The 25,649-nt window shown below is 58.3% G+C and carries 25 protein-coding genes and 2 pseudogenes; 12 read left to right on the forward strand and 15 right to left on the reverse strand.

The annotated features are described in order from the left end of the window. The first annotated feature begins 175 nt into the window (after positions 1-175). The 5 genes and pseudogenes from KVG95_RS14575 to KVG95_RS30400 form a co-directional block, all read left to right on the forward strand. Complete coding sequence (locus KVG95_RS14575; RefSeq protein ID WP_217856922.1) at positions 176-463, forward strand: hypothetical protein; 288 nt, start codon at positions 176-178, stop codon at positions 461-463. A gap of 173 nt (positions 464-636) precedes the next feature. Then, positions 637-852, forward strand: a pseudogene (locus KVG95_RS14580) (hypothetical protein); the annotation flags it as partial. Beyond that, on the forward strand, positions 836-1,270 hold the full coding sequence (locus tag KVG95_RS14585) for a tetratricopeptide repeat protein (RefSeq protein ID WP_217856923.1): 435 nt from the start codon (positions 836-838) through the stop codon (positions 1,268-1,270). The pseudogene KVG95_RS14580 and the gene KVG95_RS14585, both read left to right, overlap by 17 nt. Positions 1,271-1,337: 67 nt before the next feature. Next, complete coding sequence (gene comJ, locus KVG95_RS14590; RefSeq protein WP_217856924.1) at positions 1,338-1,817, forward strand: competence protein ComJ; 480 nt, start codon at positions 1,338-1,340, stop codon at positions 1,815-1,817. Positions 1,818-2,363: 546 nt separating this feature from the next. Then, positions 2,364-2,474, forward strand: a pseudogene (locus KVG95_RS30400) (DUF6124 family protein); the annotation flags it as partial. 454 nt (positions 2,475-2,928) lie between these two features. On the opposite strand, the gene KVG95_RS14595 reads toward KVG95_RS30400, so the two are convergent. From KVG95_RS14595 to KVG95_RS14615, 5 genes are all read right to left on the reverse strand, one after another. Further along, positions 2,929-4,203 (reverse strand): glycoside hydrolase family 68 protein, encoded by a 1,275-nt coding sequence (locus KVG95_RS14595; protein WP_217856925.1) that lies wholly within the window; start codon positions 4,201-4,203, stop codon positions 2,929-2,931. 102 nt (positions 4,204-4,305) lie between these two features. Then, positions 4,306-4,563, reverse strand: coding sequence for a hypothetical protein (locus KVG95_RS14600; RefSeq protein ID WP_217856926.1), 258 nt, complete (start codon positions 4,561-4,563; stop codon positions 4,306-4,308). 63 nt (positions 4,564-4,626) lie between these two features. Beyond that, positions 4,627-4,902: an HU family DNA-binding protein gene (locus KVG95_RS14605; protein WP_003213368.1), complete on the reverse strand. Its 276-nt coding sequence runs from the start codon at positions 4,900-4,902 to the stop codon at positions 4,627-4,629. A 192-nt stretch (positions 4,903-5,094) separates the two neighbouring features. After that, a complete protein-coding gene (locus tag KVG95_RS14610; RefSeq protein WP_217856927.1) occupies positions 5,095-6,243 on the reverse strand; it encodes an NAD(P)/FAD-dependent oxidoreductase in 1,149 nt (382 codons plus the stop codon). A gap of 19 nt (positions 6,244-6,262) precedes the next feature. Next, the gene (locus tag KVG95_RS14615) at positions 6,263-6,430 is read right to left on the reverse strand and encodes a rubredoxin (protein ID WP_186611382.1); all 168 of its coding nucleotides are present in this window, start codon (positions 6,428-6,430) and stop codon (positions 6,263-6,265) included. A gap of 201 nt (positions 6,431-6,631) precedes the next feature. Here KVG95_RS14615 and KVG95_RS14620 point away from each other — a divergent pair, with 201 nt between their 5' ends. Together KVG95_RS14620 and ubiA are read left to right on the forward strand one after the other, a co-directional pair. Beyond that, positions 6,632-7,195: a chorismate--pyruvate lyase family protein gene (locus KVG95_RS14620; protein ID WP_217856928.1), complete on the forward strand. Its 564-nt coding sequence runs from the start codon at positions 6,632-6,634 to the stop codon at positions 7,193-7,195. Next, a complete protein-coding gene (gene ubiA / locus KVG95_RS14625) occupies positions 7,195-8,085 on the forward strand; it encodes a 4-hydroxybenzoate octaprenyltransferase (protein ID WP_217856929.1) in 891 nt (296 codons plus the stop codon). Before KVG95_RS14620 ends, ubiA begins: the two co-directional genes overlap by 1 nt. Positions 8,086-8,152: 67 nt before the next feature. Here ubiA and KVG95_RS14630 read toward each other — a convergent pair whose 3' ends face one another. Next, entirely contained in the window at positions 8,153-8,539 is a 387-nt protein-coding gene (locus KVG95_RS14630) for a COG4315 family predicted lipoprotein (protein ID WP_217856930.1), read from the reverse strand. A 152-nt stretch (positions 8,540-8,691) separates the two neighbouring features. Here KVG95_RS14630 and phoB point away from each other — a divergent pair, with 152 nt between their 5' ends. The 3 genes from phoB to KVG95_RS14645 all read left to right on the forward strand — a co-directional run bounded on the left by phoB (position 8,692) and on the right by KVG95_RS14645 (position 12,206). Then, positions 8,692-9,381 carry a phosphate regulon transcriptional regulator PhoB gene (gene phoB / locus KVG95_RS14635; RefSeq protein WP_008007735.1) on the forward strand — a complete coding sequence of 230 codons (690 nt, stop codon included), beginning with the start codon at positions 8,692-8,694 and terminating at the stop codon, positions 9,379-9,381. 74 nt (positions 9,382-9,455) lie between these two features. Further along, positions 9,456-10,742 (forward strand): phosphate regulon sensor histidine kinase PhoR, encoded by a 1,287-nt coding sequence (phoR, locus tag KVG95_RS14640; RefSeq protein ID WP_264082297.1) that lies wholly within the window; start codon positions 9,456-9,458, stop codon positions 10,740-10,742. A 123-nt stretch (positions 10,743-10,865) separates the two neighbouring features. Beyond that, positions 10,866-12,206, forward strand: a complete 1,341-nt coding sequence (locus KVG95_RS14645) for a hemolysin family protein (RefSeq protein ID WP_217856932.1) — start codon at positions 10,866-10,868, stop codon at positions 12,204-12,206. A 142-nt stretch (positions 12,207-12,348) separates the two neighbouring features. Here KVG95_RS14645 and KVG95_RS14650 read toward each other — a convergent pair whose 3' ends face one another. From KVG95_RS14650 to KVG95_RS14685, 8 genes are all read right to left on the reverse strand, one after another. Then, a complete protein-coding gene (locus KVG95_RS14650; protein ID WP_217856933.1) occupies positions 12,349-13,245 on the reverse strand; it encodes a peptidoglycan DD-metalloendopeptidase family protein in 897 nt (298 codons plus the stop codon). Between the two features lie 208 nt (positions 13,246-13,453). Then, entirely contained in the window at positions 13,454-14,407 is a 954-nt protein-coding gene (locus KVG95_RS14655; RefSeq protein WP_217856934.1) for a response regulator, read from the reverse strand. Between the two features lie 165 nt (positions 14,408-14,572). Beyond that, positions 14,573-15,334 carry a phosphate signaling complex protein PhoU gene (gene phoU, locus KVG95_RS14660; RefSeq protein ID WP_007896483.1) on the reverse strand — a complete coding sequence of 254 codons (762 nt, stop codon included), beginning with the start codon at positions 15,332-15,334 and terminating at the stop codon, positions 14,573-14,575. Between the two features lie 71 nt (positions 15,335-15,405). Then, the gene (gene pstB / locus KVG95_RS14665; RefSeq protein ID WP_095052363.1) at positions 15,406-16,239 is read right to left on the reverse strand and encodes a phosphate ABC transporter ATP-binding protein PstB; all 834 of its coding nucleotides are present in this window, start codon (positions 16,237-16,239) and stop codon (positions 15,406-15,408) included. A 179-nt stretch (positions 16,240-16,418) separates the two neighbouring features. Then, positions 16,419-18,089, reverse strand: a complete 1,671-nt coding sequence (gene pstA, locus KVG95_RS14670) for a phosphate ABC transporter permease PstA (protein ID WP_217856935.1) — start codon at positions 18,087-18,089, stop codon at positions 16,419-16,421. A gap of 15 nt (positions 18,090-18,104) precedes the next feature. Continuing rightward, the gene (locus KVG95_RS14675; protein WP_217857062.1) at positions 18,105-20,138 is read right to left on the reverse strand and encodes an ABC transporter permease subunit; all 2,034 of its coding nucleotides are present in this window, start codon (positions 20,136-20,138) and stop codon (positions 18,105-18,107) included. Positions 20,139-20,579: 441 nt separating this feature from the next. After that, positions 20,580-21,578: a phosphate ABC transporter substrate-binding protein PstS gene (locus tag KVG95_RS14680; RefSeq protein WP_217856936.1), complete on the reverse strand. Its 999-nt coding sequence runs from the start codon at positions 21,576-21,578 to the stop codon at positions 20,580-20,582. Positions 21,579-21,817: 239 nt separating this feature from the next. After that, positions 21,818-23,116 (reverse strand): MFS transporter, encoded by a 1,299-nt coding sequence (locus KVG95_RS14685; RefSeq protein ID WP_217856937.1) that lies wholly within the window; start codon positions 23,114-23,116, stop codon positions 21,818-21,820. A gap of 402 nt (positions 23,117-23,518) precedes the next feature. On the opposite strand from KVG95_RS14685, the gene KVG95_RS14690 reads away from it, so the two are divergent. Both KVG95_RS14690 and KVG95_RS14695 read left to right on the forward strand, forming a co-directional pair. After that, positions 23,519-23,923, forward strand: coding sequence for an acyl-CoA thioesterase (locus tag KVG95_RS14690; RefSeq protein ID WP_007896491.1), 405 nt, complete (start codon positions 23,519-23,521; stop codon positions 23,921-23,923). A 118-nt stretch (positions 23,924-24,041) separates the two neighbouring features. Then, positions 24,042-24,941, forward strand: coding sequence for a D-hexose-6-phosphate mutarotase (locus tag KVG95_RS14695; RefSeq protein WP_217856938.1), 900 nt, complete (start codon positions 24,042-24,044; stop codon positions 24,939-24,941). A gap of 133 nt (positions 24,942-25,074) precedes the next feature. Here KVG95_RS14695 and KVG95_RS14700 read toward each other — a convergent pair whose 3' ends face one another. Beyond that, the gene (locus KVG95_RS14700; RefSeq protein WP_217856939.1) at positions 25,075-25,611 is read right to left on the reverse strand and encodes a DUF3299 domain-containing protein; all 537 of its coding nucleotides are present in this window, start codon (positions 25,609-25,611) and stop codon (positions 25,075-25,077) included. Positions 25,612-25,649 lie beyond the last annotated feature (38 nt).

The raw sequence follows: 25,649 nt of genomic DNA on the forward strand, positions 1-25,649 counted from the left end.
GCTCCTACTTATTACAGCGAACAACTGATCGGCTCGTATGACATCGAAAGCGGTTCTTATGAAACCGCCGGTTCGAATTTTGACTACCTGTCATTGTTGGCGGGAAAACCCTACCCATTGAATATGGACAAACCAAAGGTCTATTTTCCGTGCAAGAAAGAAAAACTGCTTACGTATGACTGCCTATGGCTACTTGGGGGAGTCCCCACTAGTCACTGAGCGACTTGCAGATTTTCTCACCCATCAATCTGCTCAGCTCATTCAGCCTGCTGTCGTCATTGCAGATGGGGAAGAGGTCGACGAAACTTTTTTCATAGTGAATGCAATCAATACCGTCAACGCGATAGATCAAGGGCAATCTGTCGCTGAACGGGACGATGATGGATCGATCATCTATTTCACTAAAACCTGGTTCCTGGACAATGCTGCGGGAATGCGCGGGAATGCGCGGGATCGCTCGTGAGCCAGAGTCGGGAGACCTTCTGATCTCTCAGCAGTTGGCCGATTCTATGATCGAGAAAAAATTCAAAAGCAACAAAGGCTTGGGTTTCTATATTGCCAACCGCACGTTTGTCCCTTATAAAAATCAGGCCTAGGCTTCTGGCCCCCATGATGATCGACATTTTTAGGGGCGACTCTGGGCTGGTGGTGCACAACGAACTGCTGACCTATCAGGACAAACGTTACCTCTATGACGCGTTTGGCCGGATGATCGAAGAACGCAGTACTAAACGGAGCGTGCAGCGCTTCGGTTACGACACCGAGAGTCGGTTGATTGAAGTGCGCAATGAAAACGGCAGCGTGGTCACATCTACCATAAATACAGAACTATCATATGAAAAACTTGGCAGATAAAAACCCCACGTTGGCAGATGAAATAATGGCCATCATGGCCTCGGGCAATGAGCTCGATGAGCAAAACAAAAAAAATGAAGCCCAGGCCTTGTACAAAAAAGCATGGGACTTACTTCCTGAGCCAAAACTTGAATGGACACCTTTGTCGTCATGGGTCACAGGTTCTTTTTTCAACCTGCACTTCGACAACGGTGACTTCGAGACCGCTAAAGATTGGGCGCAAAAGACCCTGGATGGCCGAGAGTCAGATATCGATACAGGTCCGCTGATCAACTTGGGAATGGTCTACTTTGAACTGAAAGATTATTCACAGGCTTATAAATACTTTGACGATGCCTATAGCTTCGGTAAGGCACGAGCCTTTCAAGAAAGACCAAAAAAATATCTGAAGTTCTATTTAGAGAAAAAAGCCTAACCAAGGTCTAGGGCTCTAGGGCCGACGCGTCGAAGAAAACGAGCAGGATGTCGATCGAGGTTTACAGATGAAAAAGATAGCTCAAACTGTGGACCTATTAATCTCCCACAACCAAATTCAATTCCGCTCACGGGACTTCGACGAAACCTCAAGCCAATGGGGCAAGATTAACTTGGCGCAGGGTGCGGTCCTCCATAGCGACTATGTTGTGTTTGACCCTCTACCCGAAGATGCTTTCGGGGCAAACGTGCACCTGAAACTGGAAGACAGTTTCAACCTCGACCCCTCCACCCAGCGCTGCATCGTCGTGCCATTTCATGTCACGGATCCCGGTCATGTGGAAATTGCATCCGCTGCTGAAAAATTCAAGGTCGAGCTTGATCTAGAGAAACGCGACTATGCGTTGTACTTCGAGGTTTGCGAAGGTGAAGAAATCTTTTACAAAATCACTCTGGTCCCATCAGACAGCAAAGCTCCAGCCAGGTACCTGCTGGACGATCCTTGGGGCGGCGAGAAAGACAAGGTACTGGTAGAGGGAGTTCGTTAGAAGTTCATCTCTGCTCCAACAAACATGGGCACCTGATCCAGTTGGTGTGCCCATTTTTTCCAGCTCGCGCTCATCATGCTCTCTCGCTATCCGGTCAGTCGCCAAATCAACAAGGAAGTACTAATGCTTTCTGCCTGACGATTACGCAGACAACCCCAATCCTGATCAAAAATGGTTTTCCAGTCGGTCCCACGCCAATGCCTGACAGTGCTTGTTTAAAAGCCTTGTAGGTAACGTCGTGAAAGCTACAACACCTTGCGTCGTTGCCTACGGCTACGCCAGAATCCGCCGGCTTGTGCGCCTTGGGGCCGGTCGGTAACTTGATTCCCGTCACTGCCCATCAGTGATCGGGTTTAGTAGCCCGTCGTAGTTAAGTCGTACAAGTACTCATCAGTCAGGGTCTTAACCCTGCGCTTGATGGTAGCTGTGCGTAGGGCGCTCTCGGGCGCGCCGATTTCTTAGCTCGTCGGTCTACTAACCTGCGTACAGCTGCCTCCATTTCGTTTAGTAGCGGACCGGTCGCAGCCTCATTCAGAGAGAGCTACGCTCAGCCGCATGGCCGATGGCGTGCATTTGTTGGTAGAACGAGCGCTGGATCATCTGGATGAGCCGGAGATGGCGGCGATTCTCGCCAGGAAACAAAGCCGAGTCAGTTGATCCACCAGGAAAGAAAGTACTCCGCCCCCATAAAAAATGGTTCTTCCCGGAAAACCGTGAAGAACCTTTTTATTGGTGCACCAGGCATGGCGAATAGCGCCGTGACTGGCGCTGTTTGGCTCACTGTGGTGGTGAGTTGGATGACTTGGAGGTAGAAGCCCTTTACACACCCCGCAAGAGGGGGTGTTAGCCAGAGGCAAGGGTGTCGCGGGTGACTGCGAATCTGAAGGAAATGCAAGACAAAATGCTGGCCTGACGAACAGGAGGCGGTAGCGGAGGGAAGATACCCGTTACTGGCTGCATCCTTGCAGCCAGTAACGAAGGGCTGTTACTACACATTATTCAATGGGGCTTGCGATCAACGTCGCAGTGAATCAGGCGGGATATCTCGATCATATCCACAACGGTTTTTTCATCGATCTCAAACCCGCTGCCTGAAAGCCCTGTATCGCTATTATTTGAGCGTGACGTCTAGCATCGGCGGGATATAGCCGTAGTCGTACTCGGCCACCACGAACGTCTGCTGCCCTTTTATCTTCATGCCCACCGTCGGTGCCTCAGTGCCGCCGATACGAATCTGCGTGCCGGTTGCATCGGTCGGTACGCTGTCGATAAAGGAGGTCACCAGGCCGTTGGGCATCACATAGTGCGAGTAGGTCTGGAACGGCTGAGAGGACGGGTTGCCCAGCACCAGGCCGGAACCGTTCAACGGCACGTAAGGGCCGAACAGCGAATCCGCGACAAAACCGTACACCCCGTCCGGCCCGGTCACACCGTCGGCATAGGTGAACGTATGGCTGATGGTGAACAGGTAGTACTTGCCGTCCTGGAACACGAAGTGCGGACGTTCCGTCTGGTCGTTGACCCCCACGGCGGTCAGCAGCGGCGGTAGCATTTCCCAGTCGTCGCCGTCCGCGTCACGGGCCACGGCGATGCCGACACAGGCAGTCTGAAAGCGCGAGTTGCCGACGTTCTCATAACCCGGCGGCACATCGCCAATTTCCGCTTCGCCCACCTTGTGCGAGCCGCGCTCGCCGGCCACGTTGCCCTCGAACAGCATATACAGCTTGCCGTCCTTCGGGTCGCGGAATGGCCATGGATCACGGAAGCCCCAAAAGGAGTTCTGTGCTTCGGTCTGGTACATCTTGCCGTCGGCCTCGAACAGCGGCTTGACCTTCTCGAAGCCAACCATGCTGACGCCATGTTCGGTGGTCACCACCCGGCCCCGCACCTTGACGATCGTCGCGCCCGGGGTGACAGCGGTGTAATACAGGTCCACCTCACCCTGGTCGTTCAACAGGATCGGCGTACCGGCCCATTCGCGAGCGGTCGGCGAAACCCCTTCAGCCATCACACGGCCGCCGAGTTTCCAGTCCTTGCCGGTACGAGAAAACCAGTAGTACATCTTTGCCCGACCGTGGCGGTCGTTCCAGTCGCGAGTGATGTCGTAGTTGCCGTTCTCGTCGATGTACTCCGGGTCGTTTGGATGACGATCGGCAGTCAGGGTGAAGATCACCGACCAGCCATCGACGGACGTCACGTTACCGTCCAAGTCGCGCAGCGGCATGGTGTCCCAGATGAACACTTCGTTGCTCAATACCGGGAAATCCGCGCTGACCAGCGGCTGAGTGGTGGTGGGATCGTCCGCACGGACTTTCAACGCATCAGCGCGGGTCCAGAGGCTGGATTGATGGGGCGTTTTGCCGAATTTTTCAGTGTTGCTTTTCATAGGGTATTACCTCGTCCATGAATGGATTCGAATAAATATTCGATCAAAAAAATACTGTATATGCATACAGCAAATTAACTTTAAGAGACTCAATCTTCCGGGTCAAGAAAAAAATGCATTTGTGCATAATTTGATATTTTTCTGAAGCTGATACGTTTCAGCTTGCGAGGTTTCTAGAAGTTTTTTCTCGACCAGTTCGGCGACGTTGCTTGCAAAAGAGGTGCTTTGAACCGCTGGTCGGTCGAGGGGCGCGTCACTGATGCAACGGGCGGAAGCAGGCCTGGGTAGATCAGTCAACTGAGTCGGCGCATCCTGCGCAAAGCCCAGCACAAGGCCGTGAAGAACAAAAAAAATGGGCACCCAACCTCGTTGGCGTGCCCATTTTTTATCCCGCTAACCCGCTATGCGGGAAGTCGGTGCGTGTTACGGATTAACGCTGTCTTTCAACGACTTGCCTGGCTTGAACGCAACAGTGTTGCTGGCCTTGATTTTGACTGGCTCACCGGTCTGCGGGTTTTTGCCTGTACGTGCACCGCGATGGCGTTGCAGGAAGGTCCCGAAGCCCACCAGCGTGACGCTGTCTTTGCGGTGCAGAGCGCCGGTGATTTCTTCGAGAACGGCGTTGAGAACGCGGTTGGCCTGCTCTTTGGTGAGGTCTGCTTTTTCCGCAATTGCAGCGGCGAGTTCTGGTTTACGCATTAGTGAAGCCCCTTTGACGGTTTTTTGTTGTTATGTCCGTGCTGTTCTCGTTGGAACAGCGCCTAAGGCGCCGCAGGTGCTCTACTCTGCGGCAGACGGGAGTGAGAATGGCACGCGCTTCAGAGCGGCGCCAGTCTCCCCGCGACCTTTGTGGGGGCAAAAGCGGGGTGATTCCGACAGAACGACCGCTATTTACGCCAGCAAGGCCGGAAGCTCTTTGTTCAGAGCGAGTTTTTCCATCACCGCCGCGCCTGTCAGGGCATAGCCCAGCAATTTGCCGGCGCTGTCACGGCACAACACTTTGATGTCCGCGCCCTGCCCTTCGACCGTCCAGACGCCCTCCACGCCCCGTGGCGGCGGCGAAACCACCAATGGGCAGACCGGGGTTTTCACGGTGATTGGCATCGGGCCATAACTCACTGCTGTAGGGTTGCCGGCGAGGGTTTGGGCCAGCGCTCTCGCACAGTTCATGAGGGGCATGACGTACAACAGATTCAGCCCATCGACCTCGGCGCAGTCGCCCAAGGCATAAATGTTGGCGTGAGAGGTTTTCAGGTGACGGTCGACCACCACGCCACGGTTGACCTGCAGCCCGGCAGCGGCCGCCAGGTCGATGCGCGGACGCAGACCAATGGCCGACACCACCACATCGCACGGGATGACCTGGCCATCGGACAGATGCGCTTCCAGGGCATCAGCCACTCGTTGCAGGCGATTGAGCACCGGCCCGAGGTGGAAGCGCGCGCCCAGGCTTTCCAGGCCGGCCTGGACCGCAGCGGCCGCCGCTGGGTGCAACAAGGTCGGCATGACCTGTTCGCACGGTGCAACCAGTTGCACCTCGTAACCACCGAGGATGAGATCGTTGGCGAATTCGCAGCCGATCAAACCGGCGCCCAGCAGCAATACCCGACGCTTGCCGGCCGCAGCCGCGCGAAAGCGTGCGTAGTCTTCAAGATCATTGATCGGGAAAACGGCATCCGCCGCGTCGCCTTCGATCGGCACCCGCACGGTTTCCGCGCCCCACGCCAGGATCAGGTCACGGTAGATCACCGCTTCTTCGCCGATCCACAGGCGTTTATGGCCCGGATCGATACCGCTGATGCGCGTGTGGGTGCGCACTTCGGCTTTCAACTGCTCGGCCATGGCGCCCGGTTCGGCCATGCTCAGGCCATCGGCATCTTTATTCTTGCCGAAGCCGGTGGAGAGCATCGGCTTGGAGTAAGAGCGTCCGTCATCTGCAGTAATCAACAGCAGCGGGGTTTCGCCATCGAGTTTGCGAAACTCCCGGGCCAGGTTGTAGCCAGCCAGCCCAGTGCCGACGATCACGACAGGTGCGTTCATTCCCTTACTCCTTGGATTCTTAGTTGATTTCGATCATTTCGAAATCCATCTTGCCCACGCCGCAGTCCGGGCACAGCCAGTCTTCCGGCACGTCCTGCCACAGCGTGCCCGGCGCAATGCCGTCGTCCGGCCAGCCCTCGGCCTCGTTATAAATCAGGCCGCAGACCACACATTGCCACTTTTTCATTCAGGTACTTCCTCAGGATTCAGGCTTTTGCCGGCGCGAACGGTCGATCGGTAAAGTGTTGCCGTCCGGCTCAGGGGCGTTTTGTACTGATCGGGCCCGGCAGATGCAAGCCTGTTCGGCGTAACGGCAGGCGGGATCAATCAATATCGGTGCCTGACATGGTAAGCTCGCCGCCTCATTTGCTGCCAATAATGACTCACTGTGCCGCACTCAAAATCCCCCTCCGCGACACCGATTTGGCTCTCTCGAAGCCAACTGACGCCCCTCCCCGACACGTCTAAGCTCGATTGGCTGTTCGATGAAGGGTCGCTGACCCGGCGCTTGATCCGCCTGTCGAATGATGGCTTCAGCGTCACGCCGCTGTTCGAAGGCTGGCAATCGCTGCGCGCCGACGAATGCGCTGCACTGGAGCTGGCCGAAGGCAGTGAAGGCTGGGTGCGCGAGGTGTATCTGCGCGGCCATGGTGAAGCCTGGGTGTTTGCCCGCAGCGTGGCGGCGCGTAGCGCGTTGCAGGGTGATGGATTGCATATGGACGAGCTAGGCAGCCGCTCTCTGGGCGAATTGCTGTTTTGCGATCAGGCGTTTCAGCGCCGGGCCATAGAGGTTTGTCACTATCCTCAAGCATGGTTACCGGTGGACGCTCAGGCGCCTGAACTGTGGGGCCGGCGCTCGCGTTTCGACCGCGGCGCCTTGAGTGTGCTGGTGGCCGAGATTTTCCTGCCGACCTTGTGGAACGCCACCCGCGCCCATCCGGAGAATTGCTGATGTACCAGAGCCTGCTCAAGTCCCTGAACCGCGTGAATCCTCGGGCCTGGGATTTTATTCAGCTGACCCGGATGGACAAGCCGATCGGCATTTATTTGCTGCTATGGCCAACATTGTGGGCACTCTGGATTGCCGGTGAAGGTTCGCCTTCATTGGCCAATATCGTGATTTTCGTGCTCGGCGTGGTACTGACCCGTGCCGGCGGTTGCGTGATCAACGACTGGGCGGACCGCAAGGTCGATGGCCACGTGAAACGCACCGAACAGCGGCCATTGGTGAGCGGCAAAATTAGCTCGAAAGAAGCCTTGGTGTTCTTTGCGGTGCTGATGGGCGTGAGTTTCCTGTTGGTGCTGTGTACTAACGCAAAGACAGTGTGGCTGTCGCTGGGCGGCTTGGCCCTGGCCTTCAGTTACCCATTCATGAAGCGCTACACCTATTACCCACAAGTGGTACTGGGCGCGGCGTTCTCCTGGGGCATGCCGATGGCGTTCACCGCCGAAACCGGTGAGCTGCCGGCGGCGGCCTGGTTGCTGTGGATCGCCAACCTGTTGTGGACCGTGGGCTACGACACCTATTACGCCATGACCGACCGCGACGACGACCTGAAGATCGGCGTGAAATCCACTGCGATTCTGTTTGGCGACGCCGACAGGGTGATCATTCTGTCTCTGCAAGGGTTGGCGTTGGGATGCCTGCTGCTGGCGGGTTCGAAATTCCAGCTCGGCGGCTGGTTCCACCTCGGGTTACTGGCGGCGGCGGGTTGTTTTGCGTGGGAGTTCTGGTACACCCGCAGCAAGGACCGGATGCGCTGCTTCCAGGCGTTTTTGCATAACCATTGGGCAGGGTTGGCGATTTTTGTCGGGATTGTGCTGGATTACGCCAATCGCTGAGTAACCCACATCTTCGCGTAGCCGCTACCGAACCCAGGCTTCGGCAGCGGCTATAACCTTGAGCCGTTTACTTTTGCGACTCACGGACGACATGCCAGACATCCTTCATGCCGTCACCCTTCATTTCGCCAGGCTTTTCATCTTTCATAAACATATACAGCGGCTTACCGTCATAAGCCCATTGCATCGTGCCATCATCCCGTTTGATTGGCGTAAATTTGCCTTCGGCCTTGGCGCCTGCCGGGGCCATCATCGGTGGCCAGTTCTTGGCGCAATCATCGTTACACATCGACTTGCCGCCGGTGTCCTTGTCGAACGTGTAAACGGTCATACCCTTATGGTCGACCATCATGTCGCCTTTCATCATCGCCGGTTCGGCGGCGAAAGCCATCGTCGGAAAAATCAAGGCAGCGGCCAGCATCAGGGTTTTGAAGGAAAAAGTGTGCGATGTCATGGAAACCTTCCTTTTGTGGTTGTCAGGATTCGGACTTAGAGCTTAGTTCAGGATCACGCCAATCGCAGGACGGCTAAAATACTGTCACACGACTGCAATAATTCCGTTATCTAATGCGGCGCAAGACAGTTAAATGACAAGAGGATTAACGCATGGTTGGCAGGAGCATTCTGATCGTCGACGACGAAGCGCCCATTCGCGAAATGATCGCCGTTGCGTTGGAAATGGCCGGCTATGACTGCCTGGAGGCGGAGAACTCGCAGCAGGCCCATGCCATTATCGTCGACCGCAAACCGGACCTCATCCTGCTCGACTGGATGCTGCCCGGCACCTCCGGCATCGAGCTGGCCCGCCGTCTCAAGCGCGATGAGCTGACCGGGGATATCCCGATCATCATGCTTACCGCCAAGGGCGAAGAGGACAACAAGATCCAGGGCCTGGAAGTCGGCGCTGACGACTACATCACCAAACCGTTTTCCCCCCGTGAGCTGGTGGCGCGCCTGAAAGCCGTACTGCGCCGCGCCGGCCCGACCGATGGCGAATCGCCGATCGAAGTCGGCGGCCTGCTGCTGGACCCGATCAGCCACCGAGTGACCATCGACGGCAAACCTGCCGAGATGGGCCCGACCGAATACCGCTTGCTGCAATTTTTCATGACCCACCAGGAACGTGCCTACACACGCGGCCAGTTGCTGGATCAGGTCTGGGGCGGCAATGTCTATGTCGAAGAGCGCACGGTCGATGTGCACATCCGTCGCCTGCGCAAAGCCCTCGGCGATGCCTATGAAAATCTGGTACAAACCGTGCGCGGCACCGGCTACCGGTTTTCCACCAAGGCCTGAGCCGACCGCCAGACTCGCTGACAAGGACGCATTTTTCCGTGAACCAAAACTGGCATGGCACCCTGATTCGCCACATGCTGTTGCTGGTCACCGCCTGCCTGGTGATCGGTCTGATTTCCGGCTACTACGGCTGGAGCCTCGCCGTGGGCCTGGGCCTTTATCTGGCCTGGACCCTCAAGCAATTGCTGCGCCTGCACGAATGGCTGCGCCTGCACAAACCCGATGAAGCGCCGCCCGACGGCTACGGCCTGTGGGGTGAAGTGTTCGATAGCATCTACCACCTGCAACGCCGCGACCAACGGGTGCGCGGGCGCTTGCAAGCAGTGATCGACCGGGTCCAGGAGTCCACCGCAGCGCTGAAAGACGCGGTGATCATGCTCGACAGCGACGGCAACCTGGAATGGTGGAACCGCGCCGCCGAAACCCTGCTGGGCCTCAAGACCCCTCAGGACAGCGGCCAGCCCGTGACCAACCTGGTACGCCATCCGCGCTTCAAGGAATACTTTGAGCAGGACAGTTACGCCGAGCCGCTGGAAATCCCCTCGCCGATTAATGATCGCCTGCGTATTCAGTTGTATATCACCCGCTACGGCAACAACGAACACTTGATGCTGGTGCGCGACGTGACGCGTATCCATCAGCTGGAACAGATGCGCAAAGACTTCATCGCCAACGTGTCCCACGAGCTGCGCACGCCGCTGACGGTGATCTGCGGCTACCTGGAGACCCTGCTCGACAACGTCGAGGAAGTGAACCCGCGCTGGACCCGTGCCCTGCAGCAGATGCAGCAGCAAGGCGGGCGCATGCAGACCTTGCTTAACGATTTGCTGTTGCTGGCCAAACTGGAAGCCACTGATTACCCGTCGGATAACCAACCGGTGGCCATCGACAGCTTGCTGCAATCGATCAAGGGCGATGCTCAGCAGCTGTCCGGTCAACGCAATCAGCACATCACCCTGGAAGCCGATCCGACGATTCTGCTCAAGGGCAGCGAAGCCGAATTGCGTAGCGCGTTTTCCAACCTGGTGTTCAACGCAGTGAAATACACACCGGCCGAGGGCAATATTCGCATTCGCTGGTGGGGCGACGATCAAGGCGCACACCTGAGCGTGCAGGATTCGGGTATCGGCATCGACAGCAAACACTTGCCGCGCCTGACTGAACGCTTCTACCGCGTCGATTCCAGCCGCAACTCAAACACCGGCGGCACCGGGCTGGGACTGGCCATCGTCAAACACGTGTTGCTGCGCCATCGGGCACGTATGGAAATCAGCAGTGTGCCGGGCCATGGCAGCACGTTTACCTGCCATTTTTCGCCAGCCCAGGTCACCAAATCCCGCGTCATCAGCGCCGCCGACTGATACCGGCCAGCACTCGCCACTAGGCAATCACTCAGTCAGCCGCTACATTGGCTGACTTGTGCCTGCCCTTCAGGCACCGCATTTCCTTCTTTTTTGAATACACGGAACCCGCAAAACTCCATCATGGACCCATCCCCTGGCTTGACCCTCGCGACACTCTTCGCCGATTTCGGCATGATTCTTTTTGCTCTGATCCTGGTTTTGCTCAACGGCTTTTTCGTTGCGGCGGAATTTGCCATGGTCAAATTGCGCTCGACCCGGGTCGAGGCCATCGCTGATAAAAACGGCTGGCGCGGACACATTCTGCGCACCGTTCACAGTCAGCTCGATGCTTATCTCTCGGCCTGCCAGCTGGGTATCACCCTCGCCTCCCTGGGCCTCGGTTGGGTCGGTGAACCGGCATTCGCGCACCTTCTCGAGCCGATACTCAGCGCCATTGGCGTAGAGTCCGCCGAAGTGGTCAAGGGCGTATCGTTCTTCACCGCGTTCTTCATCATTTCGTACCTGCACATCGTGGTCGGCGAACTGGCCCCCAAATCCTGGGCCATCCGCAAACCCGAGCTGCTGTCGCTCTGGACGGCCGTGCCGCTGTACCTGTTCTACTGGGCCATGTACCCGGCCATTTACCTGCTCAACGCCAGTGCCAACACGATCCTGCGGATCGCCGGCCAAGGTGAACCCGGCCCGCATCACGAGCACCATTACAGCCGTGAAGAACTGAAACTGATCCTGCACTCCAGCCGTGGCCAGGACCCGAGCGACCAAGGCATGCGCGTTTTGGCTTCGGCGGTGGAAATGGGCGAGCTGGAAGTGGTCGACTGGGCCAACTCCCGGGAAGACCTGGTGACGCTGGAGTTCAACGCGCCGCTCAAGGAAATCCTGGCGATGTTCCGTCGCCACAAGTTCAGCCGCTACCCGGTGTATGACAGCGAGCGCCAGGAGTTCGTCGGCCTGCTGCACATCAAGGATTTGCTGCTGGAACTGGCGGCCCTGGATCACATTCCCGAGTCGTTCAACCTCGCCGAGCTGACCCGCCCGCTGGAGCGCGTGTCTCGTCACATGCCGCTGTCGCAGTTGCTGGAACAGTTCCGCAAGGGCGGCTCGCATTTCGCTCTGGTCGAGGAAGCCGACGGCAACATCATCGGCTACCTGACCATGGAAGACGTGCTGGAAGTGCTGGTAGGCGACATTCAGGACGAACACCGCAAGGCCGAACGCGGAATCCTCGCGTATCAGCCGGGCAAACTGCTGGTGCGGGGCGATACGCCGCTGTTCAAGGTTGAACGCCTGTTGGGCATCGATCTGGACCACATCGAAGCCGAAACCCTCGCCGGGCTGGTCTACGAAACCCTGAAACGGGTGCCGGAAGAGGAAGAAGTGCTGGAAGTCGAAGGCTTGCGCATCATCATCAAGAAGATGAAAGGGCCGAAGATTATTTTGGCGAAGGTGTTGATGCTGGATTAATGCCCTGATCCAGATCCGCGTCGATCCCTTCGCGAGCAAGCCCGCTCCCACACTTGATCGGCGTCGAACCCTATTTATGTGATCGACGCATAACAAGTGTGGGAGCGGGCTTGCTCGCGAATACGTCAGCCCAGCCAACCCATCACTGCTTGCCCAACGCAAAGTTGGGCAACGCGCCTACCGGTTGATTGAACTGATACGGAATCGACACCAGCCCCAACCCGGTATTGCGCTGTACCACAAAGTGCAGGTGCGGGCCGCTGCTATTGCCGGTGTTGCCCGACAGCGCCAGCGCACTGCCCACCACCACTCGCTGACCTTCCCGTACGCTGACCGAGCCTTTCTTGAGGTGCAGGTACACGCCCATGGTCCCGTCATCGTGCAACACCCGCACGAAGTTGCCCGACGGATCATTGCCGCGCCCGGTCTGGCCATTTTCGGTTTTCACCACCATCCCGCCGCGCGCCGCGATGATCGGCGTGCCTTCGGGCATGGCAATGTCCATCGCATAACGGTTCTTCGGCCCGTAATGGCTATATTGGCCATTGGCGCCCTGACTCAGCCGAAACGGCCCACCACGCCAGGGCAACGGATATCGATAGGCCATGGCGGACCCTGCAGGGTCGCCCAGGGAATATTCGAACCTCGGGGTATACGTCAGCGGCCTTCCGGCCTTCGTCGCCTTGAGCAGCGCCAGACGAATGTTACTGCGCGCCGGTAGAACACGACGAATCGGTCGGCTCGGCGCGCCGCTGACGTTATTCAACCCGGCAAAACTCAGCTCGATCTCGACCGGCGCATACAGATCGTTGCGCACAAACACACTGTCCATGCCCCTCTGCTTCTTGATATCGAGGTACACCTGCCGCTCAAGGCGCTCGACCATCCGGTCCCGAAAAACGAACACCTTCGCGCCTTTGGTGGGGCGGTCGCTGTAAGAGACCACGCCACTGGCATTGGTGGACCTGTAGATCGTCATGGCCACAACCGAGGTGGAGGCCATGAACAGACCACAGAAAAACAGCAGGCGCGCGAGCATGGGCAAGATTCTGTCGAGTAAGGCCTGGAAAGGAGCCTAGCAGCTGAAATGGACCAGCGTTGTCGGCAGATGTTTCAAAATGGGCTGTTCGGGAGAGGTGCGGCGAGTTCGATGGCCCTATCGCGAGCAGGCTCGCTCCCACATTGGAATGCATTTCAATGTGGGAGCGAGCCTGCTCGCGATGAGTTTGGGTCAGGCAACGCCAGGCTTACGCGCCGGGTACGAAATGCTTCTGCGCGGTACCGCGGGCGATCAGGCGGGAGATGTAGTCGAGCTTCTGCGCATCCTGGTCGACAAAGCGGAAAGTCAGTTGCAGCCATTCGCTGTCAGGTTTCGGCTCGAAGGCGACGATGGCGTGCAGGTAGCCGTTGAGACGGGCGATTTCAGCGTTATCGCCCTGCTCCAGGTCGAGCACGGCGCTGTCGAGGACTTGCGGCAGGGTATCGGTGCGTTTTACCACCAGCAGCGCTTCCTTGATGCTCAAGGCCTTGATCACGCATTGCTGGGTGCCACTCGGCAGGCGCAGTTGGCCTTGGCCACGACCACCAGCCGATGCAGCAGCAGAGGTAGCAGGCGCCTTGACCGGCGGGCTGTTGAGGAGGCCGCGAGACGGTGCGGCAGCCGGGGCTGGTGCGGCGGCGGCAGGTTTAGCGAATGGGTTGACCGGTGCCGCCGATGGCGCGACCACGGCTGCCTTGCCGCCAGTGAGCGCGCTAAGGGAGTCGTTGCCGAACGCCGAGTTCATTTTGGTCGGCGCGCTGTTCATCAAGGTGTCGAGCTTGCCGACCTTGTTCAGTGCCTGCTTGACCTTGGTCAGCAGCTGTTCGTTGGTGAACGGTTTGCTGACGTAGCCGGAAACCCCGGCCTGAATCGCCTGGACGACGTTCTCTTTGTCGCCACGGCTGGTGACCATCACGAACGGCATGGTCTTGAGGTTGTCCTGCTCGCGGCACCAGGTCAGCAGTTCCAGACCGGACATTTCCGGCATTTCCCAGTCGCACAGAACCAGGTCGAACGCTTCTTTGGCCAGCATGGCCTGGGCCTTTTTACCGTTGACTGCATCTTCGGTCCGGATTCCCGGGAAGTAGTTGCGCAGGCACTTCTTCACCAGGTCACGAATGAACGACGCATCGTCCACGACCAACACACTGATCTTGCTCATCCAACACCCCTTTAAAAATCCCGGCAAGCATAACGCTGGCTGATGGCACTTTGCCAAAACTCTTCAGTCACGCCGGGACTTTTCGTTCGCGGGTGCTGCTTTTTCATCCAAAAACCACAAACAAAAACGCCCGGCCAAAGGGCCGGGCGCTTTTCTTGGGCAATCTTACTTATCGTCAGCTTTGCCCGGAACATTAGCGGTTTCGGCACTTGTGCCTTCAACTTCTTCCTTCATGCGCTTGAGGCCCAAGTGACGCACGTCAGTGCCGCGCACCAGGTAAATCACCAGTTCCGAGATATTGCGCGCGTGGTCGCCGATCCGCTCCAGGGAACGCAGCACCCAGATAATGCTCAAGACCCGCGAGATAGAGCGTGGGTCTTCCATCATGTAGGTAGCGAGTTCACGCAATGCGGTCTTGTATTCGCGGTCGATGATCTTGTCGTATTGCGCCACCGACAACGCCAGGTCGGCATCGAAGCGGGCAAACGCATCCAGAGCATCGCGAACCATGTTGCGCACCTGGTCGCCAATGTGGCGAACCTCGACATAACCGCGTGGCGCTTCGCCTTCTTCGCACAACTGGATGGCACGACGGGCGATCTTGGTGGCTTCGTCGCCGATGCGCTCCAGATCGATCACCGACTTGGAGATGCTGATGATCAAACGCAAGTCCGACGCCGCCGGCTGACGACGGGCCAGAATGCGCAGGCATTCTTCGTCGATGTTGCGTTCCATCTGGTTGATCTGGTCGTCGATCTCACGCACTTGCTGGGCCAGACCGGAGTCGGCCTCAATCAGCGCGGTGACCGCGTCGTTGACCTGCTTTTCCACCAGCCCGCCCATGGCCAGGAGGTGGCTGCGAACTTCCTCCAGCTCAGCGTTGAACTGCGCGGAGATGTGATGGGTAAGGCCTTCTTTACTAATCATGTTGGCGTCCTTGGAGCGTCCGGTAAGGTGCGGTGGACCGCAGCGTCAGTTCAATGAGCAACCACGGCTTCCTAGCCGTAACGACCGGTGATGTAGTCTTCGGTCTGCTTCTTCGCCGGATTGGTGAACAGGGTATCGGTGTCGCCGAATTCCACCAGTTTGCCCATGTACATGAATGCCGTGTAGTCGGAAACCCGCGCGGCCTGTTGCATGTTGTGGGTCACGATAACAATGGTGAACTTGGATTTCAGTTCGTAGATCAGCTCTTCGACTTTCAGCGTGGAGATCGGGTCGAGTGCCGAACACGGTTCGTCGAGCAGCAGCACTTCCGGCTCCACGGCGATGGTGCGGGCAATCACCAGACGTTGCTGCTGACCACCAGACAGGCCGAGTGCCGACTCGTGCAGACGGTCTTTGACCTCATCCCACAGCGCCGCGCCTTTCAGCGCCCACTCGACAGCTTCGTCGAGGATGCGTTTCTTGTTGATGCCCTGGATGCGCAAACCGTAAACCACGTTTTCGTAGATGGTTTTCGGGAACGGGTTAGGCTTCTGGAACACCATGCCGACCCGGCGACGCAGCTCGGCCACGTCCTCGCCCTTGCGATAGATGTTGTTGCCGTAGAGGTTGATCGCGCCGTCGACGCGGCAGCCATCCACCAGGTCGTTCATACGGTTAAAGGTGCGCAGCAACGTGGACTTGCCGCAGCCGGACGGGCCGATGAAGGCGGTCACGCGCTGTTTCGGGATGTTCATGCTGACGTCGAACAGCGCTTGTTTGTCGCCGTAGAACAGGCTCAGGCCCGGTACTTCGATGGCCACGGTTTCCTGCTCAAGGCTCAGGCTCTGTTTGTCGCGGCCCAAGGCCGACATGTTGATGCCGTGAGTATGTGCTTCGTGCTGCATGGGAGGCTCCCTGTGCTAACAAATTCGGTTCGGGACGCCGCTTCGCAGCATGCCCAATAAATGTTCGGTTGGACGCGATCTAGTGTGGGAGCGGGCTTGCTCGCGAAGAGGTCAGCACATTCAACATCAATGTTGCCTGACCTACCGCTTTCGCGAGCAAGCCCGCTCCCACATGGAAATCAGCTATCCAGCGCTTTGTATTTCTCGCGCAGATGGTTACGGATATAAACGGCCGACAGGTTCAATGTCGCGATCACCAGTACCAGCAGCAGCGCCGTGGCATACACCAGCGGCCGCGCGGCTTCGACGTTCGGGCTCTGGAAGCCGACGTCATAAATGTGGAAGCCCAAGTGCATGATCTTCTGGTCCAGGTGCAAGTACGGGTAGTTGCCATCCAGCGGCAGCGACGGCGCCAGTTTCACCACACCCACCAGCATCAGCGGCGCCACTTCACCGGCGGCACGGGCCACGGCGAGGATCATGCCGGTCATCATTGCCGGGCTGGCCATTGGCAGCACGATCTTCCACAAAGTTTCGGCCTTGGTCGCGCCGAGGGCCAACGAGCCTTCGCGCACGGTGCGAGGAATCCGCGCCAGGCCTTCTTCAGTGGCCACGATCACCACCGGCACCGCCAGCAGTGCCAGGGTCAGCGAGGCCCAGAGCAGGCCCGGCGTACCGAAGGTCGGTGCCGGCAGTGCTTCAGGGAAGAACAACCGGTCGACCGAACCGCCGAGCACGTAGACGAAGAAGCCCAGACCAAACACACCGTAAACAATGGCCGGAACACCCGCCAGGTTGTTCACCGCGATGCGAATCAGCCGCGTCATCGGTCCTTGCCGTGCATATTCACGCAGGTAAACCGCCGCCAGCACGCCGAACGGCGTCACGATCATCGCCATGATCAGAGTCATCATCACGGTGCCGAAAATCGCCGGGAAAATCCCGCCTTCGGTGTTGGCTTCACGCGGGTCATCACTGAGGAATTCCCAGACCTTGCTGAAGTAGAAGCCGATCTTGGTGAAGGTGCCCATGGCGTTCGGCTGGTAGGCGTGAACCACTTTACCGATGCCGATTTCGACCTCTTTACCGTTTGCGTCGCGAGCGGTCAGGCTGTCGCGGTTGAATTGAGCATGCAGATCATTCAGGCGCGCTTCGATTTCCTGATAACGCGCATTCAGCTCGGCGCGTTCGGACTCCAGGTCCGCTTGGGCGGCAGCGTCGAGACGGCCGGCCAGTTCCAGTTTGCGACCGTGCAGACGCACACGTTCAAGGCCGGCGTTGATCGCGCCGATGTCGACCTTTTCCAGGGTCTTGAGCTGTGCGGCGAGCTGGTTGACGCGATCCACGCGCGTCTGCAACTCAGGCCATGCGGCCTCGCCTTCAGCAATGACTTTGCCGTCCTGCTTAACGTTGACCAGGTAGCCGTAGAAGTTGCCCCACTCACGACGCTCGATAGCCATCAGCTCGGGTGGAGTCTTCTGGTTGGTCAGCCACTCGCCGACAATCCAGGTGAAGTCAGTGCCGTTCAGATCACGGTTGCCGACCTTGATCAGCTCCCGGGTCATGAACTCCGGGCCCTGATCGGGCACCGGCAGGCCAGCGCTTTTCAGGCGCTCGCGTGGCACTTCTTCCTTCTGCACCACTTCGCCGATGACGAGGTGATTGGCTTGGCCTGGCACGTCGTAACTGGCGTGGACCAGGTCCGCCGGCCAGAAGTGACCCAGACCGCGCACGGCAATCACCGCCAGCAGGCCAATGGTCATGATGACCGCAATGGACACCGCGCCACCGCTGATCCAGACGCCTGGGGCGCCGCTCTTGAACCATCCATTCAGGGAGTTCTGTTTCACAGACTTCTACCTTTCTTAAAGCGACGAGTATTTCTTGCGCAGACGCTGACGAATCAGTTCCGCGAGGGTGTTCATGATGAAGGTGAACAACAGCAGCACCAGCGCCGAGAGGAACAGCACGCGGTAGTGGCTGCCGCCCACTTCTGACTCAGGCATTTCCACCGCGACGTTGGCCGCCAGGGTGCGCAGGCCTTCGAACAGGTTCATTTCCATGACCGGAGTGTTACCCGTGGCCATCAGCACGATCATGGTTTCACCGACCGCACGGCCCATGCCGATCATCAGCGCGGAGAAAATGCCCGGGCTGGCGGTGAGGATCACCACGCGGGTCATGGTCTGCCACGGCGTGGCACCGAGGGCCAGGGAGCCCAGGGTCAGGCCGCGAGGCACACTGAACACGGCGTCTTCGGCGATGGAATAGATGTTCGGAATAACCGCGAAGCCCATGGCCAGACCGACCACCAGAGCATTGCGCTGGTCGTAGGTAATCCCTAAGTCGTGGGAGATCCACATGCGCATGTCACCGCCGAAGAACCAGGTTTCCATGTACGGGCTCATGTACAGCGACAACCAGCCCACAAACAGAATCACCGGGATCAGGATCGCGCTTTCCCAGCCGTCCGGCACTTTCAGGCGGATGGATTCAGGCAGGCGACTGAAGACGAAGCCCGCCACCAGAATGCCGATCGGCAAGAGCATCAGCAGGCTGAAGATGCCGGGCAAATGCCCTTCGACATAAGGTGCGAGGAACAGGCCGGCGAAGAAGCCGAGGATCACCGTCGGCATCGCTTCCATCAGCTCGATCACCGGTTTGACCTTGCGACGCATGCCCGGGGCCATGAAGTACGCGGTGTAGATCGCAGCGGCGACGGCCAGTGGCGCGGCCAGCAGCATCGCGTAGAACGCAGCTTTCAGGGTACCGAAGGTCAGCGGCGAGAGGCTCAGCTTGGGTTCGAAGTCGGTATTGGCCGCGGTCGATTGCCAGACGTATTTAGGCTCGTCGTAGTTCTCGTACCAGACCTTGCTCCACAACGCGCTCCACGAGACTTCCGGGTGCGGGTTGTCGAGCAGCAACGGTTGCAGCTTGCCGCCCTGCTCCACGATCACGCGGTTGGCCCGTGGCGACATGCCGAAAAGGCCTTGGCCGTCGACCACCTGGTCCACCAGTAAAGTGCGGTGAGCGGTGCTGTGGAACACGCCGAGTTTGCCGGACGCGTCGAGGGCAACGAAGCCTTTGCGACGCTCTTCGGCGGTGATTTCAACGATCGGCGCAGTGCCCATCTGGAAGGTGCGAATCTGCTTCAGACGCTGCTCACCATCCGGGTCGCGAGCCATGAACCATTGGGCGAGACCGCCCTTGGAGTCACCGACGATCAGCGAGATACCGCCCAACAATTGTGTAATAGCGGTGACTTCGGCATTGCCGTCTTCAAGCAACTTGTAGCGCCCGTTCAGGCTCTTGTCGCGCAGACTGAAAACGTCGGCCTGAGCGCGACCATTGACCACGTACAACCACTGCTGACGCGGGTCGATGAAGATGTTCTTCACCGGCTCGGTCATTTGCGGCAGCTCAACGCGCTTCTGCTCGTTGGTGACTTCGCCGGTCATCATGTTTTCTTCGCTGGTCAGCGACAGGACATGCAGCTGCGCAGCCGTGGAGCCGGCCAGCAGCAGGGTCGAATCGGCAGCGTTGAGGCTGACGTGCTCCAGAGCGCCGCCCGCCTCGTTCAGCACGATTGGCGTTTCGCCGTACGGGTATTCAATGGCCGGCGAGATGGTTTTCTTGCCATCCGGGTAGCTGACTTTATACGTGTGACGGAACACCAGCGCCTGACCGTTGGACAAACCCACCGCCACCAATGGCTGGCCAGGTTGATCTTCACCGATGGAGGTTACGCTGGTGCCAGCCGGAATCGGCAGGTCGACGCGGCGCAGTTCGGCGCCAGTGTCGATATCAAAGAACAATGCCTGGCCCCTGTCGGAAACCCGCATGGCGACCTGGTTCTGCTCTTCGAGGGAAATCATCAGCGGCTTGCCGGCGTCTTGCATCCAGGCGGGCGTGATGGCGTCTTTGGCGGTCAGGTCGGCACCCTGGAACAGTGGCGCGACGACGTAGCCGAGGAAGAAAAAGATCAGGGTGATCGCGCCAAGAACGGCGAGGCCGCCGACGAGGACGTACCAGCGGGTCAGGCGATCTTTCAGCGCACGAATACGGCGCTTGCGTTGCAGCTCAGGCGTATTGAAGTCAATTCGCTTGGGGGGATTTGTAGTCATGGTGGAGTTGGCCAGATCATTCATGCGCACACCCTAGCGATCCTGTATGACAGAAAGATGACAATGCAGTGACGCAACAAATCCGCCGCCTGTGGAAACTGGCAGTGGATCGGAAATTTGGGAGGGCCGGGTTGCCATCGTGGCAACCCTGAGCCTGTGCAGGAGCGAGGCTTGCTCGCTCCTGTACAGGTCCGGGTTTAGCCCGGACCTAGGGTTTTACTTTTTTGCGACGTTACCGCCTTCCTGCAGACCCAGGTCAGCCAGTGCTTTTGCAGCAACCTTGGCTGGCAGCGGGATGTAGCCGTCTTTCACAACCACTTCCTGACCCTGTTTGGACAGAATCAGTTTCACGAACTCGGCTTCCAGCGGGGCCAGAGGCTTGTTCGGGGCCTTGTTGACGTAAACGTAGAGGAAACGCGACAGCGGATACTTGCCGTTCAAGGCGTTTTCTTCAGTATCTTCAACGAACTCGGTGCTGCCTTTCTTGGCCAGGGCCACGGTTTTCACGCTGGCGGTCTTGTAGCCGATGCCCGAGTAACCGACGCCGTTCAGCGAGGAGCTGATCGATTGCACGACCGAAGCCGAACCCGGTTGTTCGTTGACGTTTGGCTTGAAGTCACCTTTGCACAGGGCTTCTTCCTTGAAGTAGCCGTAAGTGCCGGATACCGAGTTACGACCGAACAGCTGAACCGGCTTATTGGCCAGGTCGCCGGTCACGCCCAGGTCACCCCAGGTTTTCACGTCGGTTTTACCGCCACACAGGCGCGTCGAAGAGAAGATCGCGTCGACCTGTTCCATGGTCAGGTGCTTGATCGGGTTGTCTTTGTGTACGAACACCGCCAAGGCATCCACAGCAACCGGGATAGCGGTTGGCTTGTAGCCGTACTTGGTTTCGAAGGCTTGCAGCTCGTTGTCCTTCATCTTGCGGCTCATCGGGCCCAGGTTAGCGGTGCCTTCAGTCAGCGCAGGTGGCGCGGTAGAAGAACCGGCAGCCTGAATCTGGATATTTACGTTCGGGTATTCTTTTTTGTAGTTCTCAGCCCAAAGGGTCATGAGGTTAGCCAGGGTATCGGAGCCGACGCTGGACAGGTTGCCCGACACACCAGTGGTCTTGGTGTAGCTCGGGATAGCAGGGTCAACAGCGGCAACCGCGTTGGCAGTCGCAACGCCAGCAGCGACAAAAGTCATTGCCGCCATCAAACGCTTCAGTTTCATGCCTTACTCCTAGCAGATAGGTGTGTTAAGTCGGGGCCAAGTATCAGCAGGCCGTGTGAACACTCTATGGCTGAAATATGACAATTGGATGAAAGGCCAGCATTTGGTTTTACAAGATGATTCGCGTCGCCTTCATCGCGAGCAGGCTCGCACCCACCGGGGATCTGCGGTGAATACAGAACCCATGTGGGAGCGAGCCTGCTCGCGATGGGGTCAGTGCAGTCGATGAAAGCGTCGGCTTAACGACCTTTCTTCCAGAGATACCCACCCACCAGAATCCCGACGCCGCAAATAATCGCCACGTAATAGGCCGGCCCCATCGGGCTTTCCTTCAAGAGCAACGTCACCACCATCGGCGTCAGGCCACCGAAAATCGCGTAGGCCAGGTTGTAGGAGAACGACAACCCGCTGAAGCGCACCACCGCCGGGAAGGCTTTGACCATCACATACGGCACCGCTCCGATGGTACCGACCAGCAGGCCGGTCAGGGCATACATCGGGAACAGCCAGTCGGGATGGTTGAACAGGCTGTGATAGAACGTCCACGAACTGATCAGCAGCGCGGCGCTACCGAACACGAACACCCGGCCGGCGCCGAAGCGGTCAGCCAATACACCGGAGGCCACACAGCCCAGGCTCAGGAACACGATGGCCAGGCTATTGGCCTGCAACGCGGTAGTCGGCGAGAAGTGATAGACGGTCTGCAGCACGGTCGGTGTCATCAGGATGATCACGATAATGCCGGCGGACAGCAGCCAGGTCAGCAGCATGGAAATCAGAATCGCACCGCGGTGGTCGCGCAACACGGCTCGCAGCGGCACCTCTTCGGCCAGGGCCTTGCGCAATTGCAGTTCGGCGAACACCGGGGTTTCGTGGAGCCAGCGGCGCAGGTAGACCGAGAACAGGCCAAACACGCCGCCCAGCAGGAACGGGATTCGCCAGGCGTAATCCGACACTTCAACCGGCGTGTAAATGCTGTTGATCGCGGTGGCGACCAATGAGCCCAAAAGAATACCGGCGGTCAGACCGCAGGTCAGCGTGCCGCAGGCATAACCAATGTGCCGCTGCGGCACGTGTTCGGAAACGAATACCCACGCCCCAGGCACTTCACCGCCAATCGCCGCGCCCTGGATCACCCGCATGAGCAGCAACAGGATCGGCGCCCACATTCCGATCTGCGCATAAGTCGGCAGCAAGCCCATGATCAGGGTCGGCACTGCCATCATGAAAATGCTTAAGGTGAACATCTTCTTGCGCCCCAGCAGATCACCGAAGTGCGCCATGACGATGCCGCCCAGCGGCCGCGCCAGATAGCCGGCGGCGAAGATGCCGAACGTCTGCATCAGGCGCAGCCACTCGGGCATGTCGGCGGGGAAGAACAGTTTGCCGACCACCGTGGCAAAGAACACAAAGATGATGAAGTCGTAAAACTCCAGCGCGCCGCCCAGGGCAGACAGCGATAACGTCTTATAGTCGTTGCGGGTCAGCGGACGTGCGGATTGGGTGGGTTGCGCGATGCTGGAGGGCGCTGTGGTCATGGCAAGGGCTTCTCTTATAGTCGGATCTGCAACCTCGACAACGCTGGCAGAGGCTTGGGCAGGTTCGGCACGATAGCAAATAGTTCGAAAAAGCACATAGAGGCGCGTATTTGACGGTCGAAATGAGAACCAGACAGTCGTCTCGGAGTCTACCGATCGATATACTCGCAACATTGCAACGGCTTGTAAGGGGTTGCTGTGCGAAACCGTCGTTGGCACCTGTCAGCCGATTTCGCAGAGTTTCCCTTTAGGCGCCTTACGAAAAACGTGACGAACGTAGTATGTTCGGGGCTGAATCGTTTTTCCAAGGCTCTAGTGCGCAGGCACTCTGCGCGTGGAGCCGTAAGACGGCTATTCACCTGAAGTACTAATGAAGAGTCACGGGTCAGAGGCACCCCCGGCATGATAGAGCTCGAACAAGAAGATCCAATCCCGCAAGGCGATCTGGCCCTGCAAATCACTGCGCTTCCGCGTGAAACCAACGGCTTTGGCGATATTTTCGGCGGCTGGCTGGTAGCGCAGATGGATTTGGCTGGCACCGCCATGGCCAGCAAGGTTGCCGGCGGTCGCGTGGCCACCGTTGCAATCGATCGCATGGCGTTCCTGGTACCGGTCGCGGTGGGCGCTCAGCTGTCCTTTTATACCCAGGCTCTGGAAATCGGTCGCAGCTCGATTCAGATGATGGTCGAAGTCTGGAGCGACGATCCACTGTCCAGCGAATGGCGTAAAGTGACCGAAGCAGTCTTCGTGTTCGTCGCCATCGACGGCAGCGGCCGCACTCGCTCGGTTCCGCCTAGAGCGCGTTAAACCAGAGCTCGTAAAAACCGGAGCCTGTAAAAACGGAGCCTGTAAAAAAAGGGTGCGTTAAACCCGGCGATCGTTTTGCGGTCCATTGCTGTCATTGTTCCCGATCGAGAGTTGCCCCATGAGCACGCCCAACGTTGAAGCCGTGAAACTGGATGAACTGAACTGCTGGCGCATCCGCCACGGTCAGGCCGAATTGCTGGTGGCCCAGCAAGGCGCGCACATCCTCAGTTATCAACTGGCCGGCGAGCCGCCGCTGATCTGGCTCAACGACGAGGCGGTATTCAAGACTGGCAAGAGCATCCGCGCCGGCGTGCCGGTGTGCTGGCCATGGTTCGGCAATCTGTCGCGTAACCCGCAGAGTGTCCAGGCCATGCGCGTCGGCAATGAACCGCCAACGGCCCATGGCCTGGTGCGAGCGATGGATTGGGAATTGCTCGGCATCGAAACCGAGGGCGAAAGCCTGAAGGTGGAATTCGTCCTGCCCTACCCTGAAGAAGGTCTGTCGGGATGGCCGCATCAGGTGGACTTGAAACTGAGCATTCGTCTGGATGAGCAGTTGCATATCAGCCTGACGAGCGAAAACAAGGGCGCCGAACACGTCACGCTCAGCCAGGCATTGCACAGCTATTTCGCGGTCAGCGATGTGCGCAACGTGCACGTTGAAGGGCTGGATGGCTTGAGCTATATCGAAACCCTGGACGACTGGAAAACCGTCACCCAGACCGGTGATCTGCGTTTTACCGGCGAGACCGACCGCATCTATCTCAATACCCCGCCGAAGCTGAGCATCGTTGACCCGCACTGGGAACGACGCATTGAACTGACCAGCAGCGGTTCGCGCTCTGCGGTGATCTGGAACCCCTGGATCGACCGCGCCGCAGCGTTCAGCGACATGGCCGACGATGGCTGGCAGCGCATGCTATGCATTGAAACGGCGAATGTGATGGGTGATGTGGTGACGCTGGCACCAGGAGTGAGCCACACCCTGGGCGTGAGCATCGGTAGCAAACCTTTATAGCAACACCGTAAACCAATGTAGGAGCGAGCCTGCTCGCGATGAGGCCATAACATCCAACATCAATGTTGCTGTTAAACCGCCATCACGAGCAGGCTCGCTCCCACAGTTGGTTTGTGCCGACCTGACTGGCGCGCTACAAATCCGACTCTTTGACCACTCGCACCTGCGCGGCATCCAGCGCATACGCCGCATCCGCCAGGTCGTTGTTGACCTTCTCGATCTTCAGCGTGCCGGTCACCCACAGCGGCGTGTAGATGTCATTCAGCTTCAAGCCTTTTGGATAACGCACCAGCACCAACTGGTTAGGTGGCGGTGGCGGCACGTGGATGCAAGCGCCGGGATACGGCACAAGGAAGAACAGCGTGCTGCGACCCTTGGCGTCGGACTCCAGCGGCACTGGATAACCGCCAATGCGGATGTGCTTGTCGTTCATCGACGGCACGGTTTTGGTCGAGTACATCACCGCGGGCAAGCCCTTGCTCTGCTTCATGCCACCCTTTTCGGTAAAGGTGCCATTGGCTTCCGGGGAGTTGTGATCGATCTCGGGCATGGCCTCGAGGGCCTTCTGGTCCGACTTGGGCATCAGTTCGAGCCAATCGGTTTCCGGCAGTTCGCCGGCATGGACCAAACCACTGCCCAGGAAGAGAAGAGTCAATAGAAGATGGCGCATGAAAGTGCTCGGCAAAGGAAAGGACGGTATAACGCCGA

Origin of the sequence: Pseudomonas farris (genome assembly GCF_019145235.1) — a bacterium.
Taxonomy (GTDB): domain Bacteria; phylum Pseudomonadota; class Gammaproteobacteria; order Pseudomonadales; family Pseudomonadaceae; genus Aquipseudomonas; species Aquipseudomonas farris.